The organism is Pseudomonas sp. MMS21 TM103 (assembly GCF_022132145.1).
In the GTDB taxonomy this organism is placed as follows: domain Bacteria; phylum Pseudomonadota; class Gammaproteobacteria; order Pseudomonadales; family Pseudomonadaceae; genus Aquipseudomonas.
Genome location: NZ_JAJISP010000003.1, coordinates 172,477 through 185,655, shown reverse-complemented (window position 1 = coordinate 185,655; position 13,179 = coordinate 172,477). Strand labels below are relative to the sequence as shown.

Sequence of the window (13,179 nt, the reverse complement as noted above, 5' to 3'; positions counted from 1 at the left end):
TCCCCTTGCCCGGCACCCGGCTAAACCGGCTCCAGCACATCCTCGCTTCTGTCCATGGCCACCTGACGGATCGACAGGCGGATCTCCGCCGGCAGCACGCGTTTGGCGGCGCCTTCGGCAAGTTCGGCGAGTAGCGGGTGGTGGCTGAGTTTGCCGGCCGGGTCCTGGCGCAGCACGCCCTGGTCGAGGAGGGTCTGGATGAAGTGGCGGAACAGGCTCTTGTCGAAGAATTCCGGGGCGTTGAGGCCGTGCAGGATCGACAGACGCTGGGCCATCACGGTACACAGGTCTTCCAGTTCCTCGGCGCTGATCGCGTGCTGGCCGGCATTGAGCAGCAGGGCGGTGGCCATGTAGAAGCGCTGCAGGGTCTGGGCGATGGTGCGCGAGAGCAGGGTCAGCAGGACGAAACTCCGCGAGCTGGGAACCGGGCGCACGTAGACGTCGGCCTCGAAGGTCAGCAGGCCCTGCTCGACGAAGGCGGCCAGCCATTGGTCGACCACGGCGTCCAACTCGTCCAGGTTCCAACGCATGAACAGTTCGGCTTGCAGGTAGGGGTAGAGTGCGCGGGTGTAGCGCAGGATCTGTTCACGACTGATCCGCGCGCTGCTCTGGAAGAAGCTGGTCAGTAGCGCGGGCAGGGCGAAGATGTGCAGCACATTGTTGCGGTAGTAGGTCATCAGAACCGCGTTGTGTTCGTCCAGATAGAGGATCTTGCCCAGTGCGTCGCGCTGCTGGGCCAGCAGGCCCATGGCCTGCACATACTCGATCAGCGCCTGGCCGTCGCCCTCCGGTAGGGTGGTGTGCGGCGCATAGGGCACGCGGCGCAGCAGTGCCAGGTAGAGATCCAGCACCCGCGCCAGGGCGGGTTCGTCCAGGGCCAGCTTGCTGGTGGAGAGCAGTGCCAGGGCCACCAGGTTGACCGGGTTGATCGCCGCCGCTTCGTTGAGGTGTTGCGCCACGCGTTGGCCGAGGCGGTTGGTGGCGCTGTTCAGCCAATCCGGACGGAACTGCGCGCCGTAGTCCTGGCTGCGCCAGTCCGGTTGCTCCTGGTCGAGGAATTCGGCCAGCTTGATCGGCTCACCGAAATTCACCCAGACCTGGCCGAAGCGCTGCTTGAGCGCCCCTATGACCTTGAAAATGTCGAAGATCGACTCTTTCTTCTTGCTCGCGCCACGCAGCTCGCCCAGGTAGGTACGGCCTTCCAGCACCCGTTCGTAGCCGACATACACCGGCACGAACACCACCGGCAGGCGGTGGCTGCGCAGGAAGCTGCGCAGGGTGATGGCGAGCATGCCGGTCTTCGGCTGAAGCATGCGGCCGGTGCGCGAGCGCCCGCCCTCGACGAAGTACTCGACCGGGAAGCCCTTGCTGAACAGGGTGTGCAGGTATTCGTTGAACACCGCGGTGTACAGCGGATTGCCCTTGAAGGTACGGCGCATGAAGAAGGCGCCGCCGCGGCGCAGCAAACCGCCGATCAGCGGCATGTTGAGGTTGATCCCGGCGGCGATATGCGGCGGGGTCAGGCCGTTGCGAAACAGCAGGTAGGACAGCAGCAGGTAGTCGATATGGCTGCGGTGGCAGGGCACGTAGATCACCTCGTGACCCTGGGCCACCTCCTGCACGCCTTCGATGTGGTTGACCCTGATGCCGTCGTAGATCTTGTTCCAGAACCAGCTGAGCAGCAGTTCGAGGAAGCGGATCACCGTGTAGGTGTAATCCGAGGCGATTTCGTTGCCGAAACGCAGTGCCCTGGCTTCGGCTTTGTGCAGGCTGATGTTGTCGCGCTCGGCTTCCTCGATGATCGCCTGGCGTACCTGAGGGCCGTGCACCAGGCCCTTGACCAGGTTGCGCCGGTGCGACACGTCGGGCCCGATGACCGCGGCCTTCTGGTTGCGAAAGTGCACGCGCAGGATGCGCTGGACCATGCGCAGGGTGCGTTCGTGGCCTTTATCCTGCTCGACCAGTTCACGTAGCTGGATCGGCGTGGAGAACTGCACGCGGGTCTTGCGCCCGAGAATCAGGATGCTGGCCAGCCGGCGCAGGCGTCCGGTGACCGCCCAGCTATCGGCGAACAGCAGCTTCCAGGCGCTGGTTTCCCGATCGGGCGACTGGCCCCAGAACACGCTGACCGGGATGATCTGGACATCGTCCACGGCGTGCTGGCTGAGGGCGCTGACCAGGCGTTGCAGGGTCGGCGAAATGCCGCGCTTGTCCTGCCGGCCGAGCCAGTCCGGCTCCGGGGTCAGGTAGAAGAACGCCGCCGGCTCCAGCAGATCGCCCACCGCCACAGGCAATATCGGACGCGGCAGTCCGGCCTTGCGACATTCCGTATCGACCACTGCCAGATCGCTCAAGGACGGCAGCTGGAGTACATAGAACACGGGTTTGCTGCGGTCGAGCTTGAGGCTGAAGGCCGACTGGTTGATGGTTTCCGAGCGCACCCAGAGGTACAGCAGGCGGCGCAGGGTGCCGAACACGAGGCGGCGAAACGGGGAGCGGGTCATACGGAGTCTGCTGGCTGTGCAAACGAGCATTTGCTCGGGGCGGCTAGTGTGCCGGATCGTTGGCGTGCCGGCAAAAGCTTGTCATGACCCGTTTGCTTGTAGCCTTGGGGCGGCCTTGCAGCTTGGCGGTAGGGGGCTGACCCGGGTTGAAGACGCCGCGCTTGCCCTGCGGCCTTGGCAGCCAGCGCCTGAGAGACTGAGCCATCTAAGGACCAATCTTTGCTCGGGGGCATGACTTCCGGGTTCTTGGCTTGCACTGTCGATGCTGGACTCCTTATAGTCCCGCCGGCATTTGAAGGCCGTTTCGCTGCTTTACGGGCCGCGAGCAGGATCTGTTAGCGCACTGGTGAGGGTCCATGATCGAGATAAGCAAGCTAACCAAGCGTTTCGCACAGCACACGGTGGTGGACGACCTGTCCTTCAGCGTTGAGCGGGGGGAAGTGTTGGGGTTCCTCGGCCCGAACGGTGCCGGCAAGTCCACCACCATGAAGATGCTCACCGGTTTTCTCGCACCCACCTCCGGCACGGCGCGCATTCTCGGCTTCGATATCCAGCAAGACACCCTCAAGGCCCAGCGGCAGATCGGCTACTTGCCGGAAGGCGCGCCCTGTTACGGCGACATGACGGTGCGCAGTTTCCTCGACTTCATCGCCGAGGTGCGCGGCTTCAAGGGGGCTGAAAAACGTCAGCGGGTGGCCAGGGCGGTGGCCCAGGTCGAGCTGGAAAATGTCCTCGAACAGTCCATCGAGACCCTGTCCAAGGGCTTCAAGCGCCGGGTCGGGCTGGCCCAGGCGATTGTCCATGATCCCAAGGTGCTGATCCTCGACGAGCCCACCGATGGACTCGATCCGAACCAGAAGCACCAGGTGCGCCAGCTGATCCAGAGCCTGGCCCACGACAAGATCGTGATCATCTCCACCCATATTCTTGAAGAGGTTTCAGCCGTGTGCACCCGTGCGGTGGTGATTGCCCAGGGCAAGCTGCTCGCCGATGGCACCCCACTGGAATTGGAGAGCCGCTCGCGCTATCACCAGGCCGTCACCCTGGTGGCCGAGGAGCCGCTGGATGTGGCGGCGCTGGCGGCCCTGCCGGGCGTGCTCGCGGTGGAAGATAACGAACGTGAGCACAGCCTCAGCGTGCTGGCCAAGCCGGGCGAAGTGATCTTCGCCCAGGTCAATGCGCTGATCGTCCAGCGCGGCTGGCGTGTCAAGGAATTGAATGTCGAGCGGGGGCGGCTGGACGAAGTGTTCCGCCGCCTGACCCGTGGAGAGGTGGTATGAGGCAGTTACCGGTGCTGTTCAAACGCGAGCTGGCGAGCTATTTCACCACGCCGCTGGCCTATGTGTTTATCGTGATCTTCCTGGTCCTGTCCGGGGTGTTCACCTTCTACCTGGGCGGTTTCTTCGAGAGTGGCCAGGCCAATCTGGCGCCCTTCTTTGGCTTCCATCCCTGGTTGTACCTGTTCCTGGTGCCGGCCATCGCCATGCGCCTGTGGGCCGAGGAGCGCAAGTCCGGCACCATCGAGCTGCTGATGACCCTGCCGATCACCCGCTTCGAGGCGGTCACCGGCAAGTTCCTCGCCGCCTGGGCTTTCGCCGGCCTGGCGCTGCTGCTGACCTTCCCGATGATCATCACGGTCAACTACCTGGGTGAGCCGGATAACGGCGCGATCGCCACCGGCTACCTCGGCAGTTGGCTGCTGGCCGGCGCCTATCTGGCCATCGGCTCGTGCATGTCGGCATTGGCGAAGAATCAGGTGATTGCCTTCATCCTGGCGGTCAGCGTGTGCTTCCTGTTCATCGTCAGCGGCTTTCCCATGGTGCTCGACGGCTTCAATGGCTGGGCACCGCAATGGCTGATCGACGCGGTGGCGTCGCTGAGCTTCCTGACCCGTTTCGAGGCCATCAGCAAGGGCGTGATCGACCTGCGTGACTTGCTGTATTTCCTCACCCTGATCGCGGCCTGGTTGGCCGCGACTGCGGTGGTCATCGACCTGAAGAAAGCCGATTGAGGGCGCCCATGAAAAAGCTGATGTATTCCGGCGCCGGGCTTGTTCTCATCGCCCTGGCGTTTCTCGCTTTCAACCTGTTCTCCAGCCTGAGCCTGACCGGCGCACGCCTGGATCTGACCGAGCAGAAGCTTTACACCATATCCTCCGGTACCAAGCAGATCCTTGCCGAACTGGATGAGCCGGTGGAGCTGGACTTCTTCTACTCCGATACCGCCACCAAGGACCTGCCGGCGCTGCGCACCTACGCCAAGCGGGTCGAGGAAATGCTCGAAGCCTACCAGCGTGAGGCGGGTGGCAAGCTCAAACTGAACATCATCGACCCCGAGCCCTTCTCCGCGGAGGAGGACAAGGCCGCCGAGTTTGGCCTGCAGGCCATTCCTCTGCAGCAGGGCGGCGACTCGATCTACTTCGGCCTGGCCGGCAAGAACGCCGCGGGCGATGTGCAGGTGATCCCGTTCTTCGCTCTGGATCAGGAGGAGTTCCTCGAATACGAGATCAGCCGCCTGCTGCAGAGCCTGGCCAAGCCCGAGCGGCCGGTGGTCGGCGTGCTGTCCGGGCTGCAGATCAATGGCGGCTTCGACATGGCGTCTCGTCGGCCGACGCCGCCGTGGATGGTCATGGAGGAAATCCGCCAACTGTTCCAGATCGAGAGCCTGAAGGCCGACGTCGATCTGATCCCCGAGAATGTCTCGGTGCTGCTGCTGGTGCACCCCAAGCAGTTGCCGCAACAGACCCTCTATGCCATCGACCAGTTCGTCCTGCGCGGCGGCAAGCTGCTGGCCTTCGTCGATCCGTTCAGCGAGGCCGATACCCAGGCCGAGATGCCCGGGGCGATGGCCCTGGACCAGTCCTCCGATCTGGAACCGCTGTTCAAGGCCTGGGGCCTGCGCATGCTGCCGGATCAGGTGCTCGGCGACGGCTCCTACGCCATGTCGGTGAGCATGGGCCAGGATCGCCGGCCGGTGCGGCATGCCGCCTGGCTGAGCCTGCCGAAGAACGCCCTGGACCAGGAGGACATCAGCACCGCCGGACTGGAGAACCTGACCGTGGCCGCCGCCGGCATGCTCGAGCCGCTGGAGGGCGCCAAGACCCGTTTCATCCCGCTGATCCAGAGCTCGCAGTACGCCATGCCGTTCGACGTGAAGCGCTTCGCCATGTTGCAGAACCCGGAAGAACTGATCCGCGAGCTGCAGCCGACCGGCGAGCGTTACAGCCTCGCCGCGCGGATCGACGGCCCGGCGCAGTCGGCCTACCCGGACGGCATCGAGGGGCGCAAGGACGGGCTCAAGCAGGCGGACAACATCAACCTCATCGTTGTCGCCGATACCGATATGCTCACCGACCGCATGTGGGTCCAGGTGCAGGACTTCTTCGGCCAGCGCATTCCGCAGCCGTGGGCGGACAACGCCAGCTTCACGATCAACGCGCTGGATAACCTAGCCGGTTCCGAGGCGCTGATCAGCGTGCGTTCGCGCGGACGTTTCACCCGGCCGTTCGAGGTGGTCGAGGCATTGCAGCGCGAGGCCGAGACACGTTACCGCGAGAAGGAGCAGGCCCTGCAGGCGCGCCTGGCGGACACCGAGCAGAAACTTGCGGCGCTGCAGCAGAACGACGACCCGAGCAAGGCGCTGGAGCTGACCCCGGAGCAGCAGGCCACGGTGCGCCAGTTCCTTCAGGAGAAGCTGAAGATCCGCAAGGAACTGCGCGAGGTGCGCTACCAGCTGAACGCCGATATCGAAGCGCTAGGGCGCACCCTGAAGTTCGTCAATATCGCCCTGATGCCGCTGTTGCTGACGCTCGGCGTACTGGCATTGTGGTTGTGGCGGCGGCGCAAGCACGGTTGATGGGCTGAGCACCTGGCTGGGAGGGCGCAGCTCGTCTGCGCGCCCCGAGTTGTGACAGCAACGAAAAAGCCCGTCGATGACGGGCTTTTTCGTGTGTCCTGGCCCGTAGGCGCTAGGCGTCGCGCTTGTGCCTCAGCCGGTGCGCCAGGTGATTTCCTCGACCCCGTCGGCGCTGATACGCATCCAGCGGTCAGCTTGCTCGTGGTTTTCTTCTTCCTGCCAGCTGCCTGGGGCGCAGCGTACTTCAACGCCGAGCGCGGCAAAGGCCGCCTGGGCGCAGCTCAGGTCGTCGTCCCAGGGGGTTGCGGCGCTTTCCAGGTAGAGGCTGTGCCACTTGCCGACGGCCTTCGGCAGCCAGGTCACCGGCACATCGCCGGCCAGGCACTTGAAGGTCTGGCCTTTCTGCTGCCAGGGCGTGCAAGGACCGAGCGCTTCGCTCAGCCAGGCGGCGATGGCGTGGTGGTCGGCATCTTTCAGGTAAATCTCGATATCCGGTTGGCGCATGGTCATCTGTTCCTGGGGAGCCTAAGTTTTTTCGATCCAATCGTAGCGTATGGCAACCGTCACTTCTAAAGGTTCGGCGATCACCGCGGCGCGCCGTTCGGCGCTGGCGCGCCAGCCGTGGGGCGTCATCGCCAGCAGGTCGGCGCGGGCCTCGCTGCTGCTCAGCTGCAGCTTGAAGCTGAGGGTTTCACTGTGAGCCAGGCGCATGCCTTCGGGGATCAGCTCGAGGTGCTTCTGGTCGTCGTAATCGCGGACTTCGTCATACAGCTTGTGCCGCAGTTGCATCAGGTGTTCGCGGGTCGGGCCCATGCGCAGCAGGCCGCCGCCGGGGGCGAGCAGGCGTTTGGCTTCCTCCCAGTCGAGCGGACTGAACACGCTGGCAAGCAGCTGGCAACTGGCGTCGGCCAGCGGCACCCGGGCCATGCTGGCGACCAGCCAGGTCAGCTGCGGCGAACGCTTGCAGCCACGTTTGATCGCTTCGCGGGAGATATCCAGGGCATAACCGTCGGCTTCTGGCAGGGCATCGGCAAGCTGGGCGGTGTAATAGCCCTCGCCGCAACCGATATCCAGCCAGCGCGCGGGCGCATATGCCGCGGCCAGTTCGGCCAGGCGCTTGGCCAGCGGCGCATAGTGGCCGCCATCGAGAAAGCGTCGACGGGCCTCGACCATGGCGGCGTTGTCGCCAGGGTCGCGGCTGTTCTTGTGCTGCACCGGCAGCAGATTCAGGTAGCCCTGGCGCGCGCGGTCGAAACGGTGGCCGCTGGGGCAGGCCACCCCATTGTCGACGGCGCTCAGGGCGCCCTGGCAGAGGGGGCAGGTCAGCATCAGGCGAGCAGCTTCACGAGGGTCTGATAGTAGATCTCGGTCAGCACCTCCAGGTCACTGGCCAGCACACGCTCGTTGATCTGGTGGATGGTGGCGTTGACCGGCCCGAGTTCGACCACCTGGGTGCCGAGGGTGGCGATAAAGCGTCCATCGGAGGTGCCGCCGCTGGTCGAGGGCTGGGTCTCGCGACCGGTCACGCTCTTGATGCTGGCGGCCACCGCGTCGAGCAGGGCGCCGGGTTCGGTGAGGAACGGCAGGCCGGACAAGGCCCACTCCACGTGATAGTCCAGGCCGTGTTTGTCGAGGATCGCATTGACCCGCTGCTGCAAGCCTTCGACCGTGGACTCGGTGGAGAAACGGAAGTTGAAGATCGCCTGCAGTTCGCCCGGGATCACGTTGGTGGTGCCGGTGCCGGCATTCAGGTTGGAGACCTGGAAGCTGGTTGGCGGGAAGAAGGCGTTGCCGTTGTCCCAGTGCTCGCTGGCCAGTTCGGCCAGTGCCGGGGCGGCCAGGTGGATGGGATTCTTCGCCAGGTGCGGGTAGGCCACATGCCCCTGCACGCCACGTACCGTGAGCTTGGCGCCGAGCGAGCCGCGGCGGCCGTTCTTGACCGTATCGCCGACCAGCGAGGTGCTCGACGGCTCGCCGACGATGCACCAGTCGAGGCGCTCGCCCCGCGCGGCCAGGCGCTCGACCACGGCCTTGGTGCCGTGCTGGGCCGGGCCTTCTTCGTCGCTGGTGATCAGGAAGGCAATGCGGCCCTTATGCAGCGGGTGGTCGGCGACGAAGCGCTCGACCGCGATGATCATCGACGCCAGGCTGCCCTTCATGTCGGCCGCGCCGCGCCCGCAGAGCATGCCCTGCTCGTCGATCAGGGCGTCGAACGGCTGGTGTTGCCAGGCCTGCAGCGGGCCGGTCGGCACCACGTCGGTATGCCCGGCGAAGCACAGCACCGGACCATCCTGCTGGCCATGGCTGGCCCAGAAGTTGTCCACTTCCTCGATGCGCATGGCTTCGATCTGGAAACCCAGGGCGTCGAGGCGGCGCATCATCAGCTCCTGGCAGCCTTCGTCGACCGGGGTGACGGACGGACGGCGAATCAGATCGCAGGCGAGTTCCAGGGTGGGCGTCAGGGTCGGGGCGGGGGCAGTCATTGCGGCTCCAGAGCGGCGTCAAGCGGAAAGGTCGCCATCTTAAAGCAAAACGGCAGCCCTTGGCCTGTGTCTGCAGGTACAACGCACGCAACGGGATGCGCTCGCTGACCTCCAGGTCAATATCGCGGTGTTCGCCGCAGGTATCAACGGGTGGCCATGCCGTTGCGCCAGCACTTGGGGGATCGCATCGGCATCCAGGCCGTATTCGGACCGGCGGGTCGGCGCGTCCATGCGCTTGAAGACGGCCTTGTTGTCGGCGGGATATAGCGCCGTCAGCTTGAGCAAACCCATATAGGCAGTTATTCACCGGCTTGAGTCGAATCGGCACTTGGGTGTGCCAGGTGAGCTTCCTATAATGCGCGCCTGCCCGGGGAATGGGGATCGAGGTGATGAAATGACGATCGACGAACAACGCTTTGCTGGAATTGCCCGCCTGTACGGTCGCGAGGGCGCCGAACGGCTGGCCGCGGCGCATGTCGCGGTGGTCGGCATCGGCGGCGTCGGTTCCTGGGCGGCCGAGGCGCTGGCGCGCTCGGGGGTCGGCGAGATCTCGCTGTTTGACCTGGACGATGTCTGCGTCAGCAATACCAACCGGCAGATCCAGGCGCTGGACAGCACGGTCGGCCGGGGCAAGGTCGAGGTCATGGCGGCGCGCATCCGTGCGATCAATCCGGCCTGCGTGGTACACGCCGTGGCGGACTTCGTCACCCGCGAGACCATGGCCGAGTACATCACCGAGCAACTCGACGCGGTGATCGATTGCATCGACAGCGTCAACGCCAAGGCGGCGCTGATCTCCTGGTGCAAGCGGCGCAAGATCCAGGTGGTCACCACCGGTGGCGCCGGCGGGCAGATCGACCCGACGCAGATCCAGGTCGGCGACCTCAACAAGACCTGGAACGATCCGCTGGCCGCCAAGGTGCGTTCGACCCTGCGCCGCGACTACAAGTTCTCGCGTACGCCGGGGCGTAATTACAGCGTGCCCTGCGTGTTTTCCACCGAGCAGTTGCGCTACCCCAAGCCGGACGGCAGCGTGTGCCAGTACAAGGGCTTTGTCGGCGAAGGGGTCAAGCTCGACTGCGCCGGCGGCTTTGGAGCGGCGATGATGGTCACCGCAAGCTTCGGCATGGTCGCCGTGGCCAAGACCGTGGAGAAGCTGGTGGCCGGCGCGCGCAGGCCGGCCGAGCGCGTTGCACATGTGGACTAGTGGCCTGTACGGTTAGTGGTTAACTCAAGTACGCCGTTCTACGCCTTATCTGTGGCAGGCCCGACCTGGGGGCGAAGCCTGTGCCTTGCGCGTCGACGCAGCAAGCTGGCAGCCCTGCTAACCGCATTCACCGCAGGGCGCGCCTCCCACAAGGTTGCGGATCGACTTGAGCCTATGAATAAACGACTTGACCGATCGGGTCGCTAGATCCTCGGTCTCGGCGTTCTAGGCGCGTTCCGTCAGCTCGCGCATGCGCTGCAGCACGGCATTCAGGCCATTGCTGCGCGAAGGCGAGAGCTGGCGCGCCAGGCCGAGCTGGCCGAACCAGTCGCTCAGGTCGATTGCGGCGAGGTCCGCGCCGCTCAGGCCATTGACCCGCGCCAGCAGCAGCGCCAGCAGCCCGCGCAGCAGGCGCGCATCGCTGCTGGCGCGAAACTGCCAGCACTGGTCTTGTTGCTCCGCGACCAGCCAGACCTGACTTTCGCAGCCGTGCACGCGATTGGCCTCGCAGCGCTCCGCGTCGCTCAGCGCGGGCAGGCGCTCGCCCCACTGCATCAGCAAACGCGCGCGTTGTTCCCAGCCGGGGCATTGGCCGAAGGCGACGAGCGCTTGCTCGGCACCGGCGGGCAGGCTCATTGCAGCAGCTCCAGGGCCTGATCCAGGGCGGCGAAGAAACGCTGCAGATCCGCGCTGTCGTTGTACAGGCCCAGGGATACGCGGATCGCTCCGGCCAGGCCGAAGCTTTTCAGCAGCGGCATGGCGCAGTGGTGGCCGGCGCGAACGGCGATACCCTGTTCGGTGAGCAGGTGGGCGAGGTCGGCATTGTGTACGCCCGCGACGACGAAACTGGCCAGCGCGACGCTGGGCGTGCCCAGCAGGCGGATGCCATCGCGCGCCTTCAGGCCGCTGAGCAGCTGACCATGCAGCGCAGCTTCGTGGGCGGCCACGGCAGCAGCATCTAGTGAGGTCAGGTAGTCCAGGCTGGCGCCTAGGGCGATCACCCCGGCGATCGGCGGCGTACCGGCCTCGAAGCCCAGCGGCGCGGCGCGAAACTCGGCGCCCTGGTAATCCGCCACCCGCACCATTTCCCCGCCGAACTGCCAGTGCCTGAGACGCTGCAGTGCCGCTTTGCGGCCATAGAGCAGCCCGACGCCATCGGGGCCGTAGAGTTTGTGACTGGAGCAGACATAGAAGTCGCAACCCAGGGCCTCGACGTCATGGCGGCCATGCACCACGCCCTGGGCGCCATCGACCACGGTCAGCGCGCCCTGGGCTTGGCCCAGGGCAAGCAGTTCGGTCAGCGGCTGCCAGCTGCCGAGCACATTGGACAACTGGCTGAGCGCCAACACCCGGGTGCGCGGGCCGATCAGGCTGGCCGCCTGCTCGAGGTCGATCAGGCCGGCATCATCCAGCGGCAGAACGATCAGCTTGAGATCGCGACGCAGGGCCAGCTGCTGCCAGGGGATTAGATTGGCGTGGTGTTCCAGGGCGCTGATGACAATCTCGTCACCTGTCTGCAGCTCATGCTCCAGGCCATAGGCCAGCAGGTTGAAGGCTTCGGTGGCGCTGCGGGTAAAGACGATCTGCGCCGAGTCTGGCGCATTGAGCCAGCGCGCGACCTTGTCACGGCTGCTTTCAAAGGCGCGAGTCGCCCGCTCGCCCGGTACATGCTGGGCACGGTGCACATTGGCCGCACCTCCCGCGTAGTAGCCGAGCAGGGCATCGAGCATGGCCTGCGGCTTTTGTGCAGTGGCGGCGCTGTCCAGATAGGTCTGGCCTTCGCCGTCGAGAGCCAGGATGCCGGGGAAGTCGGCACGCCAGGGTGAAATCAGGGACATGGGGGCAGACCGTTGGATGGGTTGAGCGTAGCGCTATCCATCCTATAAAAATGCAGCCTTGAACGTTGATTTTAAAGCGTCGCGAGCGAAGGCCGCGCCCGTACCCTGCAGCTTGCGGCAATTCCCACATCCATGTGGGTCACAAGGCGCAATACGGCGAGGAGGCGCAGTTTACGGGTGTAAATGAGCCTCTGGCATGGTCGAGCGCAGCAGCTTTAAATCAACCTTTTCAGTTGTGGGCGTGCAGGGCTTTGTTGAGTTCGATCGCCGACTTGTGGGTCTTGCATTCCACGCTGCCGGTTTGCGAGTTGCGGCGGAACAGCAGGTCCGGCTGGCCGGCCAGATCACGCGCCTTGATCACCTTGACCAGCTGGTTCTGGCCATCGAGCAGCGCCACCTTGGTGCCGGCGGTGATGTACAGGCCAGACTCCACGGTATTGCGGTCGCCCAGGGGGATGCCGACGCCGGCATTGGCGCCGATCAGGCAGCCTTCGCCCACGGAGATCACCAGGTTGCCGCCTCCGGACAGGGTGCCCATGGTCGAGCAGCCGCCGCCCAGGTCGGAACCCTTGCCGACGAACACGCCGGCGGAGACGCGGCCTTCGATCATGCCCGGGCCTTCGGTCCCTGCATTGAAGTTGACGAAACCTTCGTGCATCACGGTCGTGCCTTCACCGATGTAGGCACCCAGGCGTACGCGGGCGGTGTCGGCGATGCGCACACCGCTCGGCACCACGTAGTCGGTCATTTTCGGGAACTTGTCGACCGAGAAGACTTCCAGCAGTTGGCTGCGCAGCCGCGCTTCCAGTTGCCGTTCGGGCAGTTCGCTCAGGTCGATGGCGCCCTGGCTGGTCCAGGCCACGTTCGGCAGCAGCGGGAAGATTCCGGTCAGGTTCAGACCATGCGGCTTGACCAGTCGATGGGACAACAGGTGCAGCTTGAGGTAGGCCTCGGGTGTGCTGCTCAGGGGCAGGTCTTCGGCGAGGAAGGTGGCGACCAGTGGCTGGTGGCTTTCCGCCAGGCGGGTGAGCAGGGCTGCCTGGGCCGCATCGATGCCTTTCAACGCTTCGGCCAGGTCGCCGGCTTGCTGGGTAGTGAAGCCGATCGCCTGGTTGCCACCGCTGTAGCCGAGTTTTTCGGCGGCCTTGGCCACCAGTTCGGCCGCTGGCTTGAGCAGTGGCTGGGCATAGTAGACTTCCAGCCAGTTGCTTTGACGATTCTGGGTGCCGACGCCAAAGGCCAGGCTGAAGAGGGTCGTGGTCATGTTGCTTTCCTTAACGCGAATCCAATGG

11 protein-coding genes are annotated in these 13,179 nt (G+C 64.9%); 4 read left to right on the top strand and 7 right to left on the bottom strand.

All coding sequences use genetic code 11. The features are described 5' to 3' along the window. Positions 1-20: 20 nt before the first annotated feature. Positions 21-2,504 (bottom strand): glycerol-3-phosphate 1-O-acyltransferase PlsB, encoded by a 2,484-nt coding sequence (gene plsB, locus LJY18_RS12015; protein WP_238042052.1) that lies wholly within the window; start codon positions 2,502-2,504, stop codon positions 21-23. A 356-nt stretch (positions 2,505-2,860) separates the two neighbouring features. Here plsB and LJY18_RS12010 point away from each other — a divergent pair, with 356 nt between their 5' ends. From LJY18_RS12010 to LJY18_RS12000, 3 genes are read left to right on the top strand one after another with little or no spacing between them, the layout of a single operon-like run. Further along, complete coding sequence (locus LJY18_RS12010; RefSeq protein WP_238042051.1) at positions 2,861-3,784, top strand: ABC transporter ATP-binding protein; 924 nt, start codon at positions 2,861-2,863, stop codon at positions 3,782-3,784. Beyond that, positions 3,781-4,515 (top strand): ABC transporter permease subunit, encoded by a 735-nt coding sequence (locus LJY18_RS12005; protein ID WP_238042050.1) that lies wholly within the window; start codon positions 3,781-3,783, stop codon positions 4,513-4,515. The genes LJY18_RS12010 and LJY18_RS12005 overlap by 4 nt, the downstream gene beginning before the upstream one ends. 8 nt (positions 4,516-4,523) lie before the next feature. Continuing rightward, positions 4,524-6,359, top strand: a complete 1,836-nt coding sequence (locus tag LJY18_RS12000; protein WP_238042049.1) for a GldG family protein — start codon at positions 4,524-4,526, stop codon at positions 6,357-6,359. A 132-nt stretch (positions 6,360-6,491) separates the two neighbouring features. Here the strand turns inward: LJY18_RS12000 and LJY18_RS11995 are convergent, their stop codons facing one another. The 3 genes from LJY18_RS11995 to dapE are packed head-to-tail and all read right to left on the bottom strand — an operon-like array spanning position 6,492 to position 8,842. Next, positions 6,492-6,863: a hypothetical protein gene (locus LJY18_RS11995; RefSeq protein ID WP_238042048.1), complete on the bottom strand. Its 372-nt coding sequence runs from the start codon at positions 6,861-6,863 to the stop codon at positions 6,492-6,494. Positions 6,864-6,884: 21 nt separating this feature from the next. Next, positions 6,885-7,688, bottom strand: a complete 804-nt coding sequence (locus tag LJY18_RS11990) for a putative RNA methyltransferase (protein ID WP_238042047.1) — start codon at positions 7,686-7,688, stop codon at positions 6,885-6,887. Next, positions 7,688-8,842, bottom strand: coding sequence for a succinyl-diaminopimelate desuccinylase (gene dapE / locus LJY18_RS11985; protein ID WP_238042046.1), 1,155 nt, complete (start codon positions 8,840-8,842; stop codon positions 7,688-7,690). The genes LJY18_RS11990 and dapE overlap by 1 nt, the downstream gene beginning before the upstream one ends. Positions 8,843-9,236: 394 nt before the next feature. Between dapE and tcdA the strand changes: the two genes are divergently transcribed. Continuing rightward, complete coding sequence (gene tcdA / locus LJY18_RS11980) at positions 9,237-10,049, top strand: tRNA cyclic N6-threonylcarbamoyladenosine(37) synthase TcdA (RefSeq protein ID WP_238042045.1); 813 nt, start codon at positions 9,237-9,239, stop codon at positions 10,047-10,049. Positions 10,050-10,274: 225 nt separating this feature from the next. On the opposite strand, the gene LJY18_RS11975 is transcribed toward tcdA, so the two are convergent. The 3 genes from LJY18_RS11975 to dapD form a co-directional block, all read right to left on the bottom strand. Next, positions 10,275-10,685, bottom strand: a complete 411-nt coding sequence (locus LJY18_RS11975) for a SufE family protein (protein ID WP_238042044.1) — start codon at positions 10,683-10,685, stop codon at positions 10,275-10,277. Further along, positions 10,682-11,887, bottom strand: coding sequence for an aminotransferase class V-fold PLP-dependent enzyme (locus LJY18_RS11970; RefSeq protein WP_238042043.1), 1,206 nt, complete (start codon positions 11,885-11,887; stop codon positions 10,682-10,684). Before LJY18_RS11970 ends, LJY18_RS11975 begins: the two co-directional genes overlap by 4 nt. Before the next feature lie 229 nt (positions 11,888-12,116). Next, the gene (gene dapD, locus LJY18_RS11965; protein ID WP_238042042.1) at positions 12,117-13,151 is read right to left on the bottom strand and encodes a 2,3,4,5-tetrahydropyridine-2,6-dicarboxylate N-succinyltransferase; all 1,035 of its coding nucleotides are present in this window, start codon (positions 13,149-13,151) and stop codon (positions 12,117-12,119) included. Positions 13,152-13,179: the final 28 nt, after the last annotated feature.